At 42.4% G+C, this 20,189-nt stretch carries 20 protein-coding genes and 1 tRNA gene; 9 read left to right on the top strand and 12 right to left on the bottom strand.

Features of this window, described 5'->3' with window-relative positions:
- Positions 1-13: 13 nt before the first annotated feature.
- Positions 14-1,342, bottom strand: coding sequence for a serpin family protein (locus MIC7126_RS0102735; RefSeq protein ID WP_017651589.1), 1,329 nt, complete (start codon positions 1,340-1,342; stop codon positions 14-16).
- 93 nt (positions 1,343-1,435) lie between these two features.
- Here MIC7126_RS0102735 and MIC7126_RS30095 point away from each other — a divergent pair, with 93 nt between their 5' ends.
- Positions 1,436-1,642: a hypothetical protein gene (locus MIC7126_RS30095; RefSeq protein ID WP_154655814.1), complete on the top strand. Its 207-nt coding sequence runs from the start codon at positions 1,436-1,438 to the stop codon at positions 1,640-1,642.
- A gap of 348 nt (positions 1,643-1,990) precedes the next feature.
- On the opposite strand, the gene MIC7126_RS0102740 is transcribed toward MIC7126_RS30095, so the two are convergent.
- The gene (locus tag MIC7126_RS0102740) at positions 1,991-3,586 is read right to left on the bottom strand and encodes a S8 family serine peptidase (protein ID WP_017651590.1); all 1,596 of its coding nucleotides are present in this window, start codon (positions 3,584-3,586) and stop codon (positions 1,991-1,993) included.
- A gap of 365 nt (positions 3,587-3,951) precedes the next feature.
- Positions 3,952-4,542, bottom strand: coding sequence for a hypothetical protein (locus MIC7126_RS0102745; protein ID WP_017651591.1), 591 nt, complete (start codon positions 4,540-4,542; stop codon positions 3,952-3,954).
- Positions 4,543-4,648: 106 nt separating this feature from the next.
- Here MIC7126_RS0102745 and tadA point away from each other — a divergent pair, with 106 nt between their 5' ends.
- On the top strand, positions 4,649-5,122 hold the full coding sequence (gene tadA / locus MIC7126_RS0102750) for a tRNA adenosine(34) deaminase TadA (RefSeq protein ID WP_081602989.1): 474 nt from the start codon (positions 4,649-4,651) through the stop codon (positions 5,120-5,122).
- A gap of 114 nt (positions 5,123-5,236) precedes the next feature.
- The gene (locus tag MIC7126_RS0102755; RefSeq protein ID WP_017651593.1) at positions 5,237-6,004 is read left to right on the top strand and encodes a lysophospholipid acyltransferase family protein; all 768 of its coding nucleotides are present in this window, start codon (positions 5,237-5,239) and stop codon (positions 6,002-6,004) included.
- A gap of 301 nt (positions 6,005-6,305) precedes the next feature.
- On the opposite strand, the gene MIC7126_RS0102760 is transcribed toward MIC7126_RS0102755, so the two are convergent.
- The gene (locus MIC7126_RS0102760) at positions 6,306-8,366 is read right to left on the bottom strand and encodes a S8 family serine peptidase (RefSeq protein WP_017651594.1); all 2,061 of its coding nucleotides are present in this window, start codon (positions 8,364-8,366) and stop codon (positions 6,306-6,308) included.
- 356 nt (positions 8,367-8,722) lie between these two features.
- On the opposite strand from MIC7126_RS0102760, the gene MIC7126_RS0102765 reads away from it, so the two are divergent.
- The 3 genes from MIC7126_RS0102765 to grxD all read left to right on the top strand — a co-directional run bounded on the left by MIC7126_RS0102765 (position 8,723) and on the right by grxD (position 10,100).
- Positions 8,723-9,325, top strand: a complete 603-nt coding sequence (locus MIC7126_RS0102765) for a hypothetical protein (RefSeq protein ID WP_017651595.1) — start codon at positions 8,723-8,725, stop codon at positions 9,323-9,325.
- Positions 9,326-9,446: 121 nt separating this feature from the next.
- Positions 9,447-9,704, top strand: a complete 258-nt coding sequence (locus tag MIC7126_RS0102770; protein ID WP_017651596.1) for a BolA family protein — start codon at positions 9,447-9,449, stop codon at positions 9,702-9,704.
- A gap of 72 nt (positions 9,705-9,776) precedes the next feature.
- On the top strand, positions 9,777-10,100 hold the full coding sequence (gene grxD, locus MIC7126_RS0102775) for a Grx4 family monothiol glutaredoxin (RefSeq protein ID WP_017651597.1): 324 nt from the start codon (positions 9,777-9,779) through the stop codon (positions 10,098-10,100).
- Positions 10,101-10,214: 114 nt separating this feature from the next.
- Here the strand turns inward: grxD and MIC7126_RS0102780 are convergent, their stop codons facing one another.
- From MIC7126_RS0102780 to MIC7126_RS0102805, 4 genes are all read right to left on the bottom strand, one after another.
- Positions 10,215-11,738, bottom strand: coding sequence for a slipin family protein (locus MIC7126_RS0102780; protein ID WP_017651598.1), 1,524 nt, complete (start codon positions 11,736-11,738; stop codon positions 10,215-10,217).
- 41 nt (positions 11,739-11,779) lie between these two features.
- Entirely contained in the window at positions 11,780-12,370 is a 591-nt protein-coding gene (locus tag MIC7126_RS0102785) for a YdeI/OmpD-associated family protein (protein WP_017651599.1), read from the bottom strand.
- A 509-nt stretch (positions 12,371-12,879) separates the two neighbouring features.
- A tRNA-Gln gene (locus MIC7126_RS0102795) sits at positions 12,880-12,949 on the bottom strand.
- Between the two features lie 219 nt (positions 12,950-13,168).
- On the bottom strand, positions 13,169-13,399 hold the full coding sequence (locus tag MIC7126_RS0102805) for a hypothetical protein (protein WP_017651600.1): 231 nt from the start codon (positions 13,397-13,399) through the stop codon (positions 13,169-13,171).
- Between the two features lie 118 nt (positions 13,400-13,517).
- Between MIC7126_RS0102805 and bchM the strand changes: the two genes are divergently transcribed.
- Together bchM and MIC7126_RS0102815 are read left to right on the top strand one after the other, a co-directional pair.
- Complete coding sequence (bchM, locus tag MIC7126_RS0102810; RefSeq protein ID WP_017651601.1) at positions 13,518-14,204, top strand: magnesium protoporphyrin IX methyltransferase; 687 nt, start codon at positions 13,518-13,520, stop codon at positions 14,202-14,204.
- Positions 14,205-14,292: 88 nt separating this feature from the next.
- Positions 14,293-16,182 carry an ABC transporter ATP-binding protein gene (locus tag MIC7126_RS0102815; RefSeq protein ID WP_017651602.1) on the top strand — a complete coding sequence of 630 codons (1,890 nt, stop codon included), beginning with the start codon at positions 14,293-14,295 and terminating at the stop codon, positions 16,180-16,182.
- A gap of 143 nt (positions 16,183-16,325) precedes the next feature.
- Here the strand turns inward: MIC7126_RS0102815 and MIC7126_RS0102820 are convergent, their stop codons facing one another.
- The gene (locus tag MIC7126_RS0102820; RefSeq protein WP_017651603.1) at positions 16,326-17,303 is read right to left on the bottom strand and encodes a sucrase ferredoxin; all 978 of its coding nucleotides are present in this window, start codon (positions 17,301-17,303) and stop codon (positions 16,326-16,328) included.
- Between the two features lie 189 nt (positions 17,304-17,492).
- Positions 17,493-17,936, bottom strand: a complete 444-nt coding sequence (locus MIC7126_RS0102825; protein WP_154655815.1) for a hypothetical protein — start codon at positions 17,934-17,936, stop codon at positions 17,493-17,495.
- Positions 17,937-18,218: 282 nt separating this feature from the next.
- On the opposite strand from MIC7126_RS0102825, the gene MIC7126_RS0102830 reads away from it, so the two are divergent.
- The gene (locus tag MIC7126_RS0102830) at positions 18,219-19,169 is read left to right on the top strand and encodes an ROK family protein (protein ID WP_026099987.1); all 951 of its coding nucleotides are present in this window, start codon (positions 18,219-18,221) and stop codon (positions 19,167-19,169) included.
- 62 nt (positions 19,170-19,231) lie between these two features.
- Here MIC7126_RS0102830 and MIC7126_RS0102835 read toward each other — a convergent pair whose 3' ends face one another.
- Positions 19,232-19,729, bottom strand: coding sequence for a type II toxin-antitoxin system YhaV family toxin (locus MIC7126_RS0102835; protein ID WP_017651606.1), 498 nt, complete (start codon positions 19,727-19,729; stop codon positions 19,232-19,234).
- Between the two features lie 2 nt (positions 19,730-19,731).
- Positions 19,732-20,064 (bottom strand): type II toxin-antitoxin system PrlF family antitoxin, encoded by a 333-nt coding sequence (locus tag MIC7126_RS0102840; RefSeq protein ID WP_017651607.1) that lies wholly within the window; start codon positions 20,062-20,064, stop codon positions 19,732-19,734.
- Between the last annotated feature and the right edge of the window lie 125 nt (positions 20,065-20,189).

Consider the following 20,189-nt stretch of genomic DNA (forward strand, 5'->3'; position numbering starts at 1 on the left):
ACAAAAAGCACAATCATTGCGGGTCAACAATTGAACCCATGAAGAGAATACTACCTGTTTGGTGATCGCGAATGGCACAGAAGAAGGGACGATCAACAATCATTCTAAATGGTTGTGGTTTTTCTCGCAAAGATGTCGCTACTATCCCCACTGATGTAGCTGCTGCTGCTTCTGTGCCTTCTTCGTTTACTTCGACAAAAGTTTTGTGTTTAACTTCGCTGATAGCTAAATTTTTACCCATACCAGAAAAATTAGCTTTACTACTAAAAGCTTCTTCCATGCCTAAAGCTTTCAAGGCATCATTGAGTGTAACTTCATAATCGGTTTTAAACCGAGGTAAGCGAATAAAACCGTCCCGTTTTCTGAATTGAGTCATCCATTTTTCCCAGTTTTCAGAATTCAAGCTTTGCTCAAAGGCTTGGAGATTAGAGTTTTGTTTGGGTAAAAAGATATAGAAACTGATTTTGCCATCTTTGCCGTATGGTAAACTAACTGCCTGAAATTTATCATTTTCATGGTACAGATATTCACCATTTTGTGACATCATCTGCTGCTGTTTCTGTTGTCCGGAAGTGGTGTTAAAAGGGTAGTTAGCAGTTTGTTTCTTGTCAAATTTATCAGTCCATTGACCTTTAAAATATATAGCATTAATTAAAAACAGCACTTGCTCTGGGTCGAGTGTGCCGACTATTTTATCAATTTTGCCTTGTGTATTGTCACTCACCCATTTATTAATAATGTTAGGTGCTGCGGCATCTTGGAAATTTAAAGTGGTTACTTGAGCTTTATAAAATTCCTGAGCTTTTTGCAAGAAATCTGGACGGAAGCTAGCATCTTTATCTGCCCAAAGGGAGTTAGCAATAGTCAGTTGAATTTGTGGATCAGGATTTTCTAAAACAGTCTTGAATGCGGCGTAAGCAGAGTTGATTTCTGGGAGGCTAATACCCTGTAATTCGAGGGTTTTCGCCATTGCTTGTTGTGTAGAACCGCTAGCGCCATTGTAGGTCATAGCTAGAGCGATCGCTACACTTGAAGGTGAGATGAAAGAGTTGGTTTCACCGCTGTCATTTTTCCGAACTTCCGAAAATAGTTTGAAACCAAATTTATTGCTAGCGTCAACAATTTTTGTATCAGACATAGCTGTTTTTTTAGGTAAAGAAGTTTCCGTTTCTGGTGAACGAGATTGAGCTAAGGCACTCGTACTACTATTAACCTGAGAACAGCCTAAGACACCCAGTAGCATCACACCTGCGGCGGCTAAGGCGTAACGTCGTCCCAGACGCACAGCGTAACGTCTTTGCAAGAAATTTTCTCTCTCTTCACTCCATTTGTGCTCGTTCATGCAGCCACCTCACTTGCCATAGATTGTTTTGCTGTTGGTCAAGATTGACGTTCATCGCGTATCAGATGTTAACTAAAGGCTGAAGTATGAAGTATGAAGTATGAAGTTACCCCACCCATATTTGATTTTTTCGCCCATGATGGGCGAGGCTTGTACCAATTTTCACTTTATCCTTCATCCTTTATCCTTCATCCTAGCCTGCGGCAAGCCGAGGAAGCGTCTACATCCTTTCTTCGGTCAACTATGACATTTACCGCTCTCTCAAAGTCTGGCGGTTACAGTTTTTGTAACGGTAAATAAATTGCAGGAATTAAACAGAACTTATATGTTAGGCGATAGGGAATAGGCAATAGGCAATAAGTTTGAAAATCTTTTAGTTAATGGGTTTTTAATGTATTTTAAGCTACGAAACTACTAAAAAATAGCCTTTTATGGTAATGGAGTCGATAATTAAATCTAATGATTTGGTGAGACATTCTGTGCAGGAGTTGTGAGAAAGAATGATAGGTAGTTGCACAAAATTTAATCCATTCGTGAAAGCAGGGGCTAGGGAACAGGGACTAGGGAACAGCGAACAGAGAACAGGGAACGGAAAAATAATGTGTGTAATTAATTGTGTTTAGATACTTACCAATAACGAATTAAGTTTCAATTCGCAGGAACAGTCCACCAAGCTAAAGCGTAGGGTTGAGTGGCTTCATTGACCTTTTGACGATAGTGGACGCGGATTTTATATTTTCCTGTAGCTGGAATGGGACAAAAAATATGTTCTACGTTATCAATTTCGCTAATTGAGTTACAAACAGTAGCTTCCTCTAAATTTTTAGCGTCGGCTTTGACTAGATAAAGGTCAAGGTTATTCAAACCGCGATCGCTAAAATTCTCTTCCACATCATAGAGCTGATTTTGATTGCGATCGTTGAGTTCTACCAGCCGATCCCAAGTTAAGGTAATGGCAACAAAGCTCTTTTCCCGTAAAGGGTGGGCGAAAATATATTCCGCAGATGAAGCGGCATCAACTGTGCGATAATCCCAACCAAGAGCAGACACTGGTTGGGACGGTTGCCATTGACCAGCATTAAATTGCTGATAAGCTCGAAATGCGTTTAAATGACCTGCTCCCATTTGCGAATCTAAGGGAATTTTGGAATCTTTGTAAGCTTCGGAATCCAGCCAGCTTTGATTTTGTTTATCAATCATTGTCCGCGTCATTCCCAACCGCAAACCATCACCCATATCTTGGATTTTGTCTGCAGAATTGAGCAATATTGCTTTCATCACTTGATGACGGCGAGAATCAATACTCCAATTCGCTTGTTTTGTTCGCAGTTTTGTATCACCCAATTCTTGTAATAAGGCAACGGTAGCTGTAACATGAGGCGCAGCGAAACTCGTACCTGTAACTTTATTGAGTCTGCCGTCTGGATTCAGCAAAGAAATGTTGCTTCCTGGCGCAACTATCCCCACGGCGCGACGCCCGTCACTATTGAATTCTTTCCCTGCTAATCTCCCAGTGACTCCCTCGATAGAGCCAGCTAGGTTAGACACATCAACTTTATTAAAAACGCCTCCCCGACGGGATGAAAAAGCTACGTTGATGGCGTTATAGTTATCTGTGGGAATGGGAATACCACCTTTGCCTTGATTACCTGCGATCGCATACACAACATTGTGCACACGGCTAGACCAGTCGATGCACTGTGTTAGTAAAGCATTACCATCTAAAACAGCCTCTGGACGGGGATCGCGGTTTAAGGGTTCGCCAAAGCTGAAGTTAATCGCCCGAATATCACCCCCGTTTTGCATCGCTACATGTTGCGTTGATAAACATTCTTCCGGCTGACCCATATTTTTAATAGAGCCAACAGCAGAAGAATATAGCCTTGCGTTCGGTGCTACTCCCGGTAAAGCTTTGTCTCGACTTACCATGACGCCAGCAACATTGTAAGCGTGGGAGTCAACACCACTATTCGATTTAGCTGGGTTATTCCGCAAAAACACTCCAGCCAAGGAAATAGCACGATTTTTAGATACCGCCTTGTCCCAGCCAAACATCCCTGGGCGACCAATTTCTACCTGACCAATGGCTATTTTGCGACCACTCAAATTATAAGGAGCTTGATGTAACCTCAGCGCATCAATACCATTAGTTCCTAAAGAAGTTTGCAAAGCTGCACCGAATACAGGCAAACTCAAGCAAGAAGCACTCAATCCCCAAATTATCCAGGTTAGTTTTTTGTTCATTGTTATTTGTCGCTGGTCAGTTGATTTATGAGATTCGCTATATTTTGAGCATTCGTGCCAACATGGCTCCACTCGGAAAGTAAAAGCCGATATTATCTAAAAGCTCGTAATGCGCCTACCATTAACTACCCTCTTAGATTACTATGAGGGTTTTTTTATTGCTCAACTGATCAGCAGGAAGGATGAAGGATGAAGTATGAAGGATGAAGTCTGAAGTATGAAGGATGAAACCAATAAACTTGTATATTCAGCTTTTCATAGATTTGTAACGGTTGCTTAATTTGTGCCTTGGCGTACTAGAACGAGCGGAAATTCGGCGTCAAAAAAGGCGATCAAACTTCAGTAATCGAATGATTCTTGGCAAATTACCGATTTTTCAATTCTGCTGTCAACTTGTCTAAGTCGTTTTTGAGCAAAACTGTAATTTGTCCTGTGAGAGCTTTTCCGTTTTTGGGTTGAGCAATTTCCACCCAGTAAGCATAGCGATCGCCTACTCGCAATTCGCCCCGCAAGGCTTCTTTCAGGGGATTTTTGGCAAAACGGGCGGCGTTAACTACGCTCTGGTTGGGATACTCATATAGCAGTTGAGCGCGATTAAAATCTTGATAGATATCTAACCCATAAATTATCCGCAAAGACTCTTGCAAGCGAGCAAGTGTCATGCCGTTAATGGCATCATACATAGTCAAGCGTTCAGAACGAATTCGGCTCCGGTCTTTAGCAAATTCCACTTTCCCCGGAGCTAATACCGACGCCAAAAATGTAAACCTTTGAGCTGCTGTATCGCTCTTTTGGACGAATAATTGTTCTCCACGTCCGGGGCGTAATGTGGGATGAGCTTGAATCCAGGTAGTAACTTCTTCTGTACTCTGTCCTGGTAAAGCATGAGCTGGAGAATTATGGGTTAATACAGAAACAGGCAACGCCAATACAGTTAGCAGCAGTTTTTTGAGCATCGTTTATTCAGGGCTGGAAGTATGCATAGTTTGCCCCTTTTTTTCATAAAATTATCTAGTTTGTGATTGGTTATTCTTTTTGCTTCCTTTCTCTCTCCCATTCCCCATGTCACCAGAATATCTCACGCACAGAAAATGGATGAGTCGGGCTGTGGAACTGGCGCAGGCTGCGGGTGATGCTGGTGAAGTTCCTGTGGGTGCAGTGATTATTGATGCAGCGGGTAATTTGCTTGCGGAAGGTGAAAATAGGAAAGAACGCGACCAAGACCCTACGGCTCATGCGGAAATTATCGCTTTGAGGGCTGCTGCTCAAAGTTTACAGAGTTGGCGTCTGCATGATTGCACTCTCTATGTAACTTTAGAACCTTGTCCGATGTGTGCAGGTGCGATCGTTCAGTCCCGTATCGGCTTGTTGGTCTACGGGGTGGACGATACAAAAACTGGCGCAATTCGTACGGTTGACAACATCCCTGATAGTGCTGCTTCAAATCATCGCCTGAGCGTGATTGGGGGCGTTTTAGAGTCTGTTTGTCGTCAGCAGTTACAAGCTTGGTTTGCTACCCGAAGAAAGCGCACTTAGCAGACAGAGGTCAAACTGTCCAGTTGGTAAGACACAAGTCACTGAAGAAAATCTACGGTGGAACTAATGAAGATTTCATCATATTTTACCGGACATTCAGCAGCGACCGTCATCATGGAATTTTACTCTGCCGACAGTAACCGCCAGCGAAAATTAGCGAATACCTCAGCAAATACTCAGGTGGTTCATACTACCTCGCGGGTTTCGCCTTGGATAGGCCCTCTGGCGTATATATTGGGACGTCATTTTCTCCTACCATTTTTCTTTGACAATATTAAAATTGTCGGACAAGAAAATATTCCTCAATCTGGCCCTATAATTCTGGCGCCTACCCATCGGTCGCGTTGGGATGCTTTACTCGTACCTTATGTGGCTATGGGTTGTAGGATGGCAAAAGATTTGCGGTTTATGGTGACTGTTACTGAATGTCAGGGGCTACAAGGCTGGTTTGTACAGCGATTGGGTGGATTTCCTGTAGATCCTAAACGTCCATCAATTACTACTCTGCGACATGGGGTTGATTTGCTGCTGCAGAGGAAAACTTTGGTAATTTTTCCGGAAGGTGACATTTATCGTGATGGTGAAGTTCATCCGCTAAAACCGGGAATTGGGCGTCTGGCGTTGAGTGCAGAATTTAGTCAGCCTGGACTGGGGGTGAAAATTATCCCTATCAGCATTAATTACAGCCAAAGTTATCCTACCTGGGGTACGGATGTCATGATTCAAATTGCACCGTCGATCAAGGTTGCAGACTATACCAATGGCTGTATGAAACAAGATGCTCAACGCTTGACTGGTGACTTAACCAAGGTTTTGCAACAATTGAGCCATCAAGAATCAGGAATTACTACTCATGCGTTTGCGGAAATTCCTAATTCTTGATTTGGTTATTTTCAGCCATTTTGTTGCAGTTGTGCAAAATATGAAATTTTTGGGCATTGCTGATTGGGGGTATGAATTTGTCTCACGCAGAGTTGCAGAGTCGCAGAGAGTAAGAGCTTGAGAGATTTAATTTTTAATTTTCATCCCTTGATTCAGCAACGCCGATTTTTGGAACGCTAAGGTACGCTGAGGTTGGCGCTAAGGTGCGCGGAGGTTTTTTCTCATAGGATTTCAGAAAATGGTATAACCTACATGTTCATACTTCAGCCTTCATACTTCATACTTCATCCTTCATCCTTCATTAGGTTTCTATGGTTAATTCCCAGCTATTGAGTTTACCGATATCTTGCGGTGCATAGTCAATGAGCCATAATTGCCAGCGACCTTTGGCTGGTAGGGATAGTAGCTGTTTGAGGGATGGTTGCGATCGCACTGTGTAGGTTGTTTGTAAGGTGGTGCGGCGTCCTAGGGTGCGATTCTGCAATAATACTTGTTGATTGTTGGGGGCTATTAAATAAATTTCTAAATCACCTAAAAAATCGTGGGTGATGTTGACTGTGATTTGGAGATTTTGGATAGTACCAGTATCGGAAATAGCGATCGCGCTTTTGATTCCTTGTCGATTATTGTCTGGAATTGCTATCTGTGTTTCGTTCTTACCACTGATTTGTTTTGTGCCACTTGATGCAACTGCACGTAGTTGTGAGGCTGCTTGCACTGCTTTAGCTGCATTCACTTTGCCATAACCAAACCACTGAGAATGACCTTTAGCATCATAAGTCCCGGCGCGTAATCCGAGTTGCGGATCTGGATTGACATCGATGATTTTATCAGCGGTTTCTTGGAGAATTTTTTTTACTTGGGCTGCGGTTAAGTCGGGATTGGCTGATAAAATCAGGGCGGCGACGCCTGCAACTACGGGAGTGGCGCTGGAAGTACCGCCAAAGTTGCTGGTAAAGTTACCTGATTCATAGCCGGCGGCGCCTATTTGGTCTGTGGTGAGCATTCCTAATCCAGCTTGGTATGAGGCGATCGCTGGTTGTGTCTGCATAAAACCTGCATCTTGAAACCACATTCCTGGTGGGGCGTTGTTACTTGGGGCACATAAAGCAATATTGGTTCCCCAGTTACTGTAAGCTGCTTTTTTATTCAAACTGGTGGAAGCGGCTACGGCAATCACATCTGTATGTATGGTGAAACCACTTAACCATTCTGTATTCCCAGATAGCAAATTTTGCGGCCAATTGCGCTCATTCACCACACCATTAATGGGGCGGTTAGCATTTCCGGCTGCAAACAAAATCACGCAACCCTTACCTTTGCGCCCTTGGGTAGCAGCGCGGGTGAGAGCAGCGCGTTGACGCAAGGATAGGGGAAAGTAAACTGCTGATGCTCCCCAACTGCAAGAAATGACACTTGCACCTTTTTCGATCGCCCAGTTGAAGATATCTTCTATAGATTCATCATCTAAAAACCCAGTGGTACGAATTGGCATTAATGCACAACCGGGGGCGACTCCGACAATTCCCGTAGCGTTTTCTTCGGCGATCGCTATTCCTGCACAAGCTGTACCATGACTAGCATCGTTATCGTCGGGTAAGGGTAAAAAGTCATTGTTTTTCAAGTCTCTGGGAGCGACAATTTTTCCCCTCCCTTGAAAATCTGGATGGTTCAAATCAAAGGAATCATCTACCACCGCTACTACCACAGAACGCACACCGCGAGTGATATCCCAAGCTTTCTCGACGGAAATGTGAGAACCTGGAGCTAATTGATTCCCGCCGTTGTGGTTGAGATACCATTGCTGGGGATATAGGAGATCGCGGGGTTTGTAGTGTGGTTCAGTTTGCACGAGAATGTTAGGCTCCACAGCTAAAACTTCTGGGAGTGCTTGGAGATGATTAGCAATTTTGATGGGATTGGTTGTGGCTTGTTTAGTGACGAGAAAGACGAAAGTGTTGGGTAGACCGAGGACTGGTTGATCGAGAACGAGGTGAAATGGAGATGCGATCGCATCAATTCTTACACCGTCTACCCCCGCCGCAAATTGAATTGTGATTTGATCGTGGAGATAAACAAAAGTCCCAGGATTACCCTTGATGGTATAAACATGACTAGCAAAAGCCACATTCTCGTCAGCACGAGCTTGAGACATCGCTACTTCTAACTGCTCGGCTGCAACCTTAAACAGTTGAATCTTGGCATTGGCAATAGTGCATTGCCAAACACCCCAGTTTATCTGGGATAATTGCTCAGATGTCAAGTCAAGGGTTAGACGCACAGTAAAGCGATCGCTCACCTTTTCTAAAATCAACTCTTCACCACCGCGTTGTAAAATTAAGCCCAAGCGATCGCCTGACATACCCGTTTTCCACAAATCATCAGAATTAGTATCGCTTATCTTTGATAAGTAGAGGGAACAGGGAACAGGGATTAGGAATTAGGGATTGGGGATTAGGGATAGGGGATAGGGAATGGGGAACAGGGAACGGGGAGTGTGGAGAGATAAGGGAGAAATAACTAATATCCCATGCCCAAGGCCCATGACAAAATCACCCCAAACACCTATATCCAGCTATGGGAACTCAATTAAACTAATTTTCAGTCTAAATTCAGAGAAACTTGACATCTTCCTTTGCTTTATCAAAAACGAAAACAGAGTTAAGATACCCGAAGTTTCGATTTATTTCCTGTATATTTGTCGCACTAATTAATCCTATGAACCCAATAGCAGCAGTTCCCTGGATACGCTTCACGTCTTTATCACTCATAGCAGCCTTAAGTCTGCTATCACCTATTCAAGCTCAAGCACAAAAACCACCAAGCACTCAACCACAACAACCCGTTAATCCCAACAATCCTAATAATGTGCCCATTGCGCCAAATAATAGCCTGTTAAGCATTGATAGCGGCAATAGACTTTTAAAAGAAGCAGAAGACGCGGTTTCTGGTCAAAAATATGATGTAGCAGCGAAGAAATTACAAGAAGCACGTCAAGTTTTTAACCAGCTATCTAATTTTTATCAAGATTTGAACTCCAGTTTTTCGGGAATTGATATCAAAGTTTCTGACTCTCAGCGCAAAAAAGCGCTAGATACTGCCCAACTCAGAGATGAAAGCACCTATCGCCTAGCATTAGTGCATAGAGCGCAAAACCAGCCAGAATTAGCGGTACCGCTACTCATTCAAATTATCAAAAGTCAAAACCCAACACGGGATTTGGGCAAGAAAGCTTATCAACAACTATTTGAGTTAGGTTTTGTCGATACCCCTTATCCCCGACAAGCTGGTAGTGGCTCATCTTCCTCATCCCAAAAATAACCCAGTTCAGCAACATTCCTCGCTCCTCACACTCGCCTTGCCAAAACTTACAACTGGCAAAGGCAGATCCTGCATATCTGTATCTGTTATTAATAGAAAAGAAGTTTTTTCAGGAATTGCGATGATTAGTCCGCAACAGGTTGAGGCAATGATCATAGCGGAACTGCCAGATGCTCAAGTTCAGGTACAGGACTTGACTGGTGGCGGTGATCATTATCAGGTGACAGTCGTTTCATCGCAGTTTGCCGGTAAAAGGCTGGTGCAACAACATCAGTTAGTTTATGGCGCGTTGCAAGAAGCGATGTCAACCGAAGCCATCCACGCCTTGGCAGTAAAAACCTATACCCCTGAAGCTTGGCAGACAACAGCCGCCTCTTAAAGCTACTAGTTTCAAGTCCACAGCTAAAATCCTGACCGTTGACTATCAAAGCAAAATTAGGATACAAAAACCATGACGCCAGAACTTAAAGAGAAAATTGATAATTTGGTACAGCAGAACAAAATTTTTGTTTTCATGAAGGGAAACAAATTAATGCCCCAGTGTGGATTTTCTAACAATGTGGTGCAGATTCTCAACACACTAGGTGTCCCCTTCGAGACTTATGATGTCCTCTCAGACCAAGAAATTCGTCAGGGAATCAAAGAATATTCTAACTGGCCGACAATTCCCCAAGTCTATATCAATGGCGAATTCATCGGCGGTTCAGATGTCCTGATTGAAATGTACCAAAATGGCGAACTACAAGAGTTGGTAGAAGTAGCCCTAGCTTCATAAGATTGAGGGCACGGTGTTAGTAAAATTGCAAATGCCGTGCCCCTCCAAAGGATTTGTTGAGCCAATTATTTATATTTGTTATTTTATGACAAATAACAAACCTAATCTTCCTCATCAGCTATTAATGCGAATCAACTCGGTCAAAATACTATCCAAGCTACCGTTAACTTGAATTCGATCTATCTTCTCAGCAATCCGCTCTAATACTTCCAATTCCTTCAAACGCAAAGCTACGGGGTTATCTTCCATCACTTTAGCGGTGTTTAACATACTGCGAGTCGCAGCAGTCTCTTCACGGCGACGGACTACGTTAGCTTGGGCGGCTTTTTCGGCTTCTACAACCTTGCTCAAGATGGTCTTAATCTCACCAGGAAGAATAATGTCTTTCACCCCTACTGAGTCGATTTCAATTCCGTAGTCTGCGGTTTTTTGGCGAATGTATTCACCGACACTGCTGTCAATAGCTCCTTTATCCTCCAATAATCCATCTAGGGTGCGTTCACCGACTGCACCACGTAAGGCAAATTGAGCTTCTTTGTACAAGAAACTAGTAACATCAGATAACCCATTTTTAGCTCTGAGTGGGTCGAGGATTCGGAAACCTGCAGTTAAATTTAACCGCAGAGGTACTTTATCCTTAGAAAGGATGTCTTGACCAGATACTTCTAAAGTTTGCAGTCGCAAGTCTACTGCTTCAGTTTGCCAAGAACGCCCAAACACCCACCAAGCATGTAACCCTGGCTGGAGTTGGGTTTGAAATTCTTGGTTGACATACACTAGCCCCATGTGCTGTGGTGATACTTCCCGAATATGCAAAGAGTTGCGGCTCAAAGAAAGTGCTTCTGGGGAACCGGATACTAACTCTGCAATCAGACGGGGCGATAATTTAGCATCAGTGCTGATATCTATGACTTCAACTTCCACACCTTGCCAAAATAGTTTCCGGCTATTAGGCGGGAGGATAGAAATAATTTTACCTTGATAACGGACAATTGCTACTTGTTGATTCAGTAGTTGTACGATTTCGCAATAAGCGGCGACAAAATCGGGGTGTCGCTCAATCAGCACGTCTTCTAAGGGGAAATCTGGGTTAGGGATGATGCGGCTGAGAGTCCGCACCATCACATCGCGATTAATACTCCAGAATGCATATTCTCCTGGTTCTAGAGGACGGACAAAATTATTTTGTACATACAGCAAGCCAATTTCATATTCGGAAATTTGAAACTTTTTTAGTCCGTTGATAGCTATACCTCGCAATTGTTGCAGGTAGGCGACAGGTAGTTCTAAATCTGTTTCTAAGTCGAAGATATGCGCTTCTATTTCAATAAAACCACGCCAAAAAACCCGCAGTTGATTAGGGGGAATGCTCACCCAATTTTGACCGTTGCGGACTATGGCGACTTGATTGAATGTTGTCCGAACAACTAATAAATATGGTTGTAATTCGGCGCTGTGATTTCGCAGTAAAAGTTCTAGGTTTTCTATTTTGGCTTCTGGTTGGTTGAGGTCAAATATTTTTATTTGCCAATGACGACCAAAATAATTGTAATTACCGGGTTGCAAGATTTTCTCAAAATCACTGCGATGATATAAAATGCCTATTTCATGAGGTTTAATGTAAAAGTTTTTCCACATAATAAATTTCTACATATAAATTTTGTACGTATGATGCTAAATTACCATCCACCAGCGATTGGATTTTGATTTTGTGCGGCTGAAATAATAGTTTTTTCAATGCGCTTGCGTCTTGTCTCTGGACGTTTTGCACTTTCAATCCAAAAAAGAATATTTTTTTTAGATGAGTTACTCAAGGCGGTAAAGTATTTATTGGCAATTTCATTATTTGCTAAGGCTTGTGCTAAGTCTGAGGGAATAATTAACGCTTCAATAGCATCTAAACTAGTCCAGGAACCGTCTTGTTTAGCAGTTGTAATTTTTGTCAAACCTGCTTCGGTCATTAAGTCTTGTTCTATGAGTTCGGTAATATATTGTTTGTTTAATTTTGACCAGACGCTTTTCGGTTTTCGGGGGGTAAATATTTGCATGTAACTGTCTTGATCTAGGGATTTGACTTTACTGTCAATCCAACCAAAACATAAGGCTTCTTTGACAGCTTCGCTATATTTTATACTTGGTTTACCACTTTTGATTTTGTAGTATATCAACCATACACCCTGAGAAGAATTATGGTTTTGCGCCAACCATTCTCGCCATTCTTGGCGATTTGCAGCCTGGAAGGTTTGTAGTTGGCTATCAAATTTTGCCATAGTTGGGAATTTATATTACATATACTACATTAAATTTAAAAACTCTGCAAGTGTGAGGTTTGAACAGTTTTGGTGCGGACGGTCTAGTTTCTTTAACTGGATAAAGAGACTGATTTGAGTTTGAGATTACCCGGAGGCGATCGCCATCCCAAAAACAGTACTCACATATGCTGTTCAGTTCACCGTTCTAGAATCTCGCGGAGAAACCAGATTAGTCAACCGCATGGACATACTCAAGTTAGAGAAAAGTAGACTCGCGCTGGCCCCGAAACTGCTGCTACAGCACATCACCAAGTGATGACTTATAGCAAAACACAAACATTGCAGAGTTTTGTATTAACGGACTCGAACCGTCTGGGGATTTCTCCCGTACCACTTAATTTGTATTAGCTACCACCCTCAGGTAGTGTCCTTTAACCCGGACAGGGTTGGTGGAAAGTGTAGGAATCGAACCTACAACAAATCGATTAACAGTCGATCGCTCTACCAATGAGCTAACTTTCATGGGGAGTTTGATGTAGGATTTGAACCTACGTCCAACCGAACAACTCGGACGCTCTACCACTGAGCTAATCAAACGGTGAAATAGTACGGATTGCTCGACGGTATACGCAATTAGACCAAAGGCTAGCGCACCAGTTAGGTATACAGAACCTAAACCACAGTTTTGCAATTTGATTACTATTCGATTACAAATGTAGCACAAACAACTGAAGGGTGAAGGGTGAAGGGTGAAGGGTGTAGACGCGCAGCGTAACGCACCCTACGTATATTTATGCAAGAAGCCTAGAGTATAGTTTATTGAATTCGGGCGATCGCTTCTCGATTTCGGGGGGTCTTTCCTTGAATTCGGGGGGACGTTTCTTGAATTCGGGCGATTGTTTCTTGAATTCGGGCGATTGTTTCTTGAATTCGGGCGATTGTTTCTTGAATTCGGGCGATTGTTTCTTGATTTCGGGCGATCGTTTCTTGAATTCGGGCGATCGTTTCTTGATTTCGGGCGATTTTTTCTTTGAAAAACCTCCACAATATCTCAACGAAGTCTGGGCGTAAAAGATTATTTGGAAAAATCTCTAAACAAAAGCGTTCCCGGTGGTTCCCATCAATGATAATTTTAAGGATCGGGAACCCTTGACGAGCAAATGTTATGAACGCAGCCGACGATAAAACGATAGTTCGTGAATATTTTAATTCCACAGGGTTTGACCGCTGGCGGCGGATTTATGGTGATGGCGAAGTCAACAAAGTCCAGTTAGACATCCGCAATGGACATCAGCAAACTGTGGATACAGTAATCGGCTGGCTGAAAGCTGATCAAAATTTATCAGAGTTATCAATCTGTGATGCTGGGTGTGGTGTAGGTAGTCTTAGTATTCCTTTGGCGACTGATGGCGCCAAGGTATATGCGAGTGATATTTCTGAGAAAATGGTGATGGAAGCCAAGGATAGGGCTTTAAAAACTTTGGGAAATGGTGAAAATCCCACATTTGCTGTACAAGATTTAGAATCGCTGACGGGTAATTACCACACGGTGATTTGTCTGGATGTTCTCATCCACTATCCCCAAGACAAAGCCGATGAGATGATTTCCCATCTTTGTTCTTTAGCGCAATCCAGGATAATACTGAGTTTTGCACCCAAGACTTGTGCTCTAAGTTTACTTAAAAAAATCGGTAGTTTTTTCCCTGGCCCAAGTAAAGCGACTCGCGCCTACCTGCATCGTGAAGCTGATGTGGTAAAAATCTTAGAAAGTAATGGCTTTTCTGTGCAAAGACAATCGATGACTCGCACTCGCTTCTATTTTTCTCGCATTCTGGAAGCTACACGTAGTTAGTGCATGGGGGTGAGTGTGGGGTTTAAAAACACACATTCATCCCAAATAATCATGGTATGGATGGCAAAAATTAATATAATGCTCTTCTATGAGCACCTACCCATCCCTAACCAAATCTGATACAGAACACCGTCGGCGTGAAAATGACTGGCGGTTGTTTTTACGGCTGGTACCTTACGCCCGTCCTTATCGCGGGCTACTAGCTTTGTCAATGTTATTGCTGATACCTATCGCTTTAGCTAGTTCCGTACAACCGCTGCTAATTGGACAAGTAATCTCGCTGATTCGCCAAGAACCGGGAATCTATGGTTTTTTGCGCGATCGCCCTTTAATGCAAGGGTTAAACATTCTGGAAGGATTACTGCTATTAGCTATTTGCGTACGTTTGATATTAGTGGGTTTTCAAGGTTATTTAGTCCAGAAACTCGGACAAAAAATCACCGCTGCAATTCGTCAAGATTTATTTCGCCATGTTACATCTTTGGCGGTGCGCTTTTTTGACCGCACGCCAGTAGGTAAATTAATTACTAGGCTCACCAATGATGTGGAAGCTTTGGGAGATGTATTCTCCACAGGGGCGATCGGTATTGTCTCTGATTTAGTGGTGATGCTGGTAATTATCTGTTTGATGTTTTCTCTGCAATGGCAACTTGCAAGTTTGCTGCTGTTGATGATATTACCAATTAGTATTGTCACTGTTTATTTGCAGAAGCAGTACCGCCAAGCGAATTATAAAGCCAGGGAAGAACTTTCAATTCTCAATTCCCAGCTACAAGAAAATCTGGTGGGGATGAATATAGTCCAGTTGTTCCGTCGGGAAAAATTCAACGCTGACTTGTTTCGCGCCACAAATGTCAGATGTACCAAACAACTAGATAGAACCATTTTTTATGATTCCGCTGTTTCCGCTATTTTAGAGTGGATTAGTTTGATAGCGATCGCTGGTGTATTATGGTTGGGTGGTTGGTTACTATTGCAAAAAAGTCTGACTTTTGGGATTTTATCGGCATTTATTCTTTATGCTCAACAACTATTTGAACCCTTACGCAACTTTGCCGAAAAATTCACCGTAATTCAATCTGGATTCACGGCGATCGAACGAGTAATTAATATTTTGGATGAACCAATCGAAATCCGAGACGCACCTAAAGTTATTACTTCACCTTTTTCTCAATTTGACACAGAATTCGGTTACATCGATGAGGTAATCGCTAGCTTAGAATCACTCAATCTCAACCTTCCTCCTCAACTAGGCGAAATTCGTTTTGAACATGTCTGGTTCGCCTACAAAGACGATGATTATGTCATCAAAGATTTAGATTTTGTGATTCATCCAGGTGAAAAAATCGCCTTAGTTGGGCCGACAGGCGCTGGAAAAAGTTCTATTATTCGCCTGCTGTGTCGTCTTTATGAGCCGACTCAAGGACGCATTCTCATCGATGGTGTAGATATTAAAGATTTACCGCAAGCTGAACTGCGGCGATATTTAGCTGTGATTTTGCAAGAAGGCTTTGTTTTTGCTGGTGATGTGAAAAGCAACATTAGTTTGGGAGATAATTACACGATTGAAGAAGTGCAACAAGCTGCTCAAATCACTAATGTTGATCAATTTATTGAACAATTACCACAAGGTTACAACACTCAGTTGCGAGAACGCGGTACAAATATTTCTAGTGGTCAAAAACAACTTTTAGCTTTTGCAAGAGCTGCTATTCGTAATCCTCAAATTTTGGTATTAGATGAAGCTACAGCTAGTTTAGATGTGGGAACTGAGGCGTTAATTCAAGACTCTTTGAATCGGCTTTTAGTAAAACGCACCGCTATTATTATTGCTCACCGCTTATCGACAATTCGCAATGTTGATCGTATTTTTGTCTTGAAGCGAGGCGAATTAATTGAAGCAGGAAGCCATGAGGAATTACTCCAGCAAGGAGGAATGTACGCCACTTTACACAGTTTGCAAATGTTGGGAACTTAGTGATTGAGAAAGGGTTAGGGATTAGGGATTAGGAGCTAGGGAAAGACATGTTTAATGGCTTTTCTTTAATACTCTAATGTAGAGACGTAAAATTTTACGTCTCCACAGATAGCAGAAAACAAAATTATTTTTAAAAATTGGTATTACAAGCTATAACTCACAACCTTTTTTGAAGTCAACCACATACTATCTACAGCGTATTTTATTACTACTGACGCTGTTTCGGCATTACATGAACTCTTGACTTCTAGAGTTTTATTTTCGTCTTTAACCAGTTTTGCCTGATAAGCACACAAGGAACCAGCGGAGTTTTCAAAAGTTAACTCAACTAGCATTGTCTGATTATCTAAACTTTGCTCAACAATTTTGTAAGCTACTTTGTAGTTCAACCAATCCCATCCGTAGCGCAAGATTAATTCTTTTTCTAAAATCTGCATTGCTGTTGGCAGAATTCCCCAGCCTCGATAAACTTGATTAAAGCACTGAATATCGCCAGTTTTTGTCAATATTGAGCGGAAAGAATCTTGATTGAGAGCGCCGTAATATCTCCCTTCTGGTAAGTCTATCGCTGTTGGTGCGAATCTATGACCGCCAAAATGGCTAGACCGCCAAATTCGCACATGGTCTAAACCAAGGTTTTCAACTGTGTCTGTAGCTTGGAAATAAAAGGAATTACCATATTTAGCACAGCATTTATCATGGCTACCGTGAGTACAGATTAAGATATCTCTAGTGAAATTACTGGCGATTTCCCAATGAGATACTGTATCCCAAACAAACTTTTTCAAGAAGTCAGCTACTTTTTCAATATTCGCTAACTGAAATTCACGCTTTTGATAACCGTTACTCAGCCCTGTTTGTTTTTGATAAATTAATATAGTTGTCTGGTCGGTTTTGTGTGATTGTTCGTTAGCAATTAACAGAAATCTAATTGGTAATTTAGCACGGTTTGTTTCTGCAACTAAATTTTTTAAATTAGGCGGTACCCATCGAGAATTAAAGGCTTCTGAAGTCCAAGGCGGTGGACATTCTATTAAAATATAGGTTTCATAGTTAGTGGCGCTACCAACAATATCTTCTCGTATTTGTCGGGAATGATCGGAACAGAAAAAAGTATTCATTTAGTTGTACTCATGTATATTTTTCGTAGACAAATGTATGAGGCATTAAAATTGTGTTTACAGCTACAATTTCTTACCATGAACGCAACGAACAGAAAAAATTTGCTGGTTGTCACCAGGTAGCCACTTCATAACATTCATTCTTAATAAGCGCTCTTCCGGTTAATTAATTTTTTTCAGAGTAAAAAGCTAGCTTCTTAAAGATGACTGCGTACCGTAATAGTTAATTTTGTATCTACTGTAATTTAACGATTTAATAATTTTCCGTCTTGATAACAACATATTCACGAGGATTTGATGGCGTAATGTATCTTGATCAGCAACAAGGGATGAGAGATGAACGTAATTGATGTTACTCTCACAAATCATGGTAGGATAAGTGTCACCAAGTAAATCATCTTTATAAGTATTAATTACTTGCGTTTTTCTGATCAAAGTAACAGCTTGAAGTCTTACTCTGATGGTGGCTAGGTGTTTTGCTACTTCTGGGTAATCTGCTTTGAGAGTCAAATTCTGTAATCTTTTCTCAAGAGCAACTGCTAAATTTTGAATTTTGCGGTGTATCACCGTCACAGTGAGTGCTACGTCTTCTGTAGGAAGATGTATTTTTAGTGCCGTTAATTTTGTCTGCAAGTTGCAAATATTTCTCATTTTATTGTCAAAAAAATATCAGTCAAATTAGCGATCGCCACACATTTTCCAGTAGAGACTTGATTTTACTCCACAAAAGAATATTTTGCAGGAGTCTATGAACAACAAACACAGTCGTCAGTACAGTTAACAGTATACTATTTGCATTGAAGTTAATAAACGGGGATCAATAGCTAAAACAAGCATTGCACTTGCCAATACAATCAATAAAATTTCTCAATAGTTACATATTATAGTCAATAAATGGGGAGTGAGCCTTTAGTTATGTCATTAATCATCGCGCTGGATTTTGGCGGTACGAAGCTGGCGGCGGCGTTGGTAGAGCAGGGTTCCCGGAATTGGCTGGGGTATGAACGGCGGTTGTCGCCAACGAATGCAGATGCTCAGACTGATTTAGAGATCATGCGATCGCTAATTCATTCGCTCCTACCAGGACAAAAACCCGCGATGATTGGTGTGAGCTTCGGCGGCCCGGTAGACGCCACCACCGGAACAGTGCGACTTTCCCATCATGTTTCTGGCTGGGAAAATATCCCCCTCAAAGATTTGCTAGCGCAAGAATTTGGTGTTCCCGTCAGTGTAGACAATGACGCTAACGTGGCTGCTTTAGGTGAACACCACTTTGGCGCTGCTCAAGGCCATAATAGCCTATTCTACATTACCGTCAGCACTGGCGTGGGCGGGGGCTGGATTCTCAATAATCAGCCTTGGCGGGGTGCAGGAGGGATGGCTGGTGAAATTGGGCACATGGTTGTAGACCCTACCGGGCCTGTGTGTTTGTGCCGCAAGCGGGGTTGCGTGGAAAGGCTAGCTTCTGGCCCTTATATGGCGCAGGATGTGCGGCAGAGGTTAGAAAATCACCCCCACAGCAGCGAAATTTTCAGTACTTTGGTGGGAAATAATTTGCCATTGGTAACAGGAAAAGTAGTGAGTGAAGCGGCGACTTTGGGAGACGAGTTAGCGCAAGAGGTTCTATATCGGGGCGCTTGGGCGTTGGGCGTGGGGATTGGGAATGTAGCGAATTTGATCAATCCCCAGTTGTTTGTTTTGGGTGGGAGCGTGACCAAGGCGGGAAATCGCTGGTGGGAAGTGGTGCAGAAGACAGCGCGGGAGACGGCTCTACCAGAGGTGGATTTTGCAGTTGTGCCGGCGGCGCTGGGTGATGATGCGCCGTTGTGGGGGGCGGTGGCGTTGGCAGAGATTAGTTGTTTGTGATGATGTTTTGCTTTGTATGTCTCCCTGGTTTGGGTAGTTTTGCAGCCAGTAAAAATAGCCAATCAAATTTCTGTGTTGGCTGCTTTTTCCAAACGATTTGTTGTAGCTTTTGTCACTTGGAGCAAATCATGCCAATTGTCTGGAGGATGACCTCTTTCCAGCATTTTCTGAAAAACTCGATAAGCATCTGTATTGCTGTCATAGGCTCGCTTAGTGTTCTCATCATTCACCGAAGCGAAGACAATAATTTTGCTTTCTTGATGATACCGAAAAAACAGTCGGTACTGCTGAAAAAATTTAGCCCTAAACCAGTGCTTGTACTCATTTCCCAGTGTATTACCTAGGCGATATTCACTACGTGTGGGATCTTGAGGAATAATATCAAATGCCAGCTTTGCTATAGCAGCTAGACGCTTTGTGGCGTTTTTCTTCTTGTACTCGTCAGGATACTTCTGACGCAAATCTTCAACCTGCATCAGCAGTTCTTCAAATTGGTTGAGAAAGAGAGAATGGGCAAAGATGTTCCACCCATTAATTACCAATGGTTGATCTACAGACAAAGTTATTCATCCTCGTCCAAGAGTGATGCATCAAGATTAATATCAACCTCAGACACCAAGGACTGAACGCGGTTAACTAAACCAGAGCTAATTGCTTGTATGTGCTGAGGATGTTTTTCCATATCTTGTGCTAAGAAATTCAGAAACTTTGCCAAAATAGGATCGCTCTCCTGCTCTTGGGCGCGAGAAATCACTACCTGACCGTCAGACTCGATGGTGTAGCAGATTTTATCACGCTTATTTAAACCGAGGACTTTGCGAACAGGCTCAGGGATTGTAGTCTGATAACGATCAGTAAGAGTAGATTCAGAACATAAGGCTAGTTTTGCAACCATAGCGATGTCTTAGCCTGTTGGTTAAACTGCATTCTACAAGGTAATGCATTTGCATTGTCTTGTCAACAGCGATATCTTTGGGTTTGAAGCTGAAGATTCAATTTTTTCTGCGGGATAATCTTGAG

Source organism: Fortiea contorta PCC 7126, assembly GCF_000332295.1.
In the GTDB taxonomy this organism is placed as follows: Bacteria; Cyanobacteriota; Cyanobacteriia; order Cyanobacteriales; family Nostocaceae; genus Fortiea; species Fortiea contorta.

Coding starts and splice junctions, on each gene's coding strand:
- MIC7126_RS0102755 (WP_017651593.1), top strand. CDS start 5,237: ATGGAATTTTACTCTGCCGACAGTAACCGCCAGCGAAAATTAGCGAAT.
- MIC7126_RS0102820 (WP_017651603.1), bottom strand. CDS start 17,303: ATGAATACTTTTTTCTGTTCCGATCATTCCCGACAAATACGAGAAGAT.
- MIC7126_RS0102765 (WP_017651595.1), top strand. CDS start 8,723: ATGAACCCAATAGCAGCAGTTCCCTGGATACGCTTCACGTCTTTATCA.
- tadA (WP_081602989.1), top strand. CDS start 4,649: ATGTCACCAGAATATCTCACGCACAGAAAATGGATGAGTCGGGCTGTG.
- grxD (WP_017651597.1), top strand. CDS start 9,777: ATGACGCCAGAACTTAAAGAGAAAATTGATAATTTGGTACAGCAGAAC.
- bchM (WP_017651601.1), top strand. CDS start 13,518: ATGAACGCAGCCGACGATAAAACGATAGTTCGTGAATATTTTAATTCC.
- MIC7126_RS30095 (WP_154655814.1), top strand. CDS start 1,436: ATGAAGTATGAAGTTACCCCACCCATATTTGATTTTTTCGCCCATGAT.
- MIC7126_RS0102740 (WP_017651590.1), bottom strand. CDS start 3,586: ATGAACAAAAAACTAACCTGGATAATTTGGGGATTGAGTGCTTCTTGC.
- MIC7126_RS0102760 (WP_017651594.1), bottom strand. CDS start 8,366: ATGTCAGGCGATCGCTTGGGCTTAATTTTACAACGCGGTGGTGAAGAG.
- MIC7126_RS0102770 (WP_017651596.1), top strand. CDS start 9,447: ATGATTAGTCCGCAACAGGTTGAGGCAATGATCATAGCGGAACTGCCA.
- MIC7126_RS0102745 (WP_017651591.1), bottom strand. CDS start 4,542: ATGCTCAAAAAACTGCTGCTAACTGTATTGGCGTTGCCTGTTTCTGTA.
- MIC7126_RS0102785 (WP_017651599.1), bottom strand. CDS start 12,370: ATGGCAAAATTTGATAGCCAACTACAAACCTTCCAGGCTGCAAATCGC.
- MIC7126_RS0102735 (WP_017651589.1), bottom strand. CDS start 1,342: ATGAACGAGCACAAATGGAGTGAAGAGAGAGAAAATTTCTTGCAAAGA.
- MIC7126_RS0102780 (WP_017651598.1), bottom strand. CDS start 11,738: ATGTGGAAAAACTTTTACATTAAACCTCATGAAATAGGCATTTTATAT.
- MIC7126_RS0102815 (WP_017651602.1), top strand. CDS start 14,293: ATGAGCACCTACCCATCCCTAACCAAATCTGATACAGAACACCGTCGG.
- MIC7126_RS0102830 (WP_026099987.1), top strand. CDS start 18,219: ATGTCATTAATCATCGCGCTGGATTTTGGCGGTACGAAGCTGGCGGCG.
- MIC7126_RS0102840 (WP_017651607.1), bottom strand. CDS start 20,064: ATGGTTGCAAAACTAGCCTTATGTTCTGAATCTACTCTTACTGATCGT.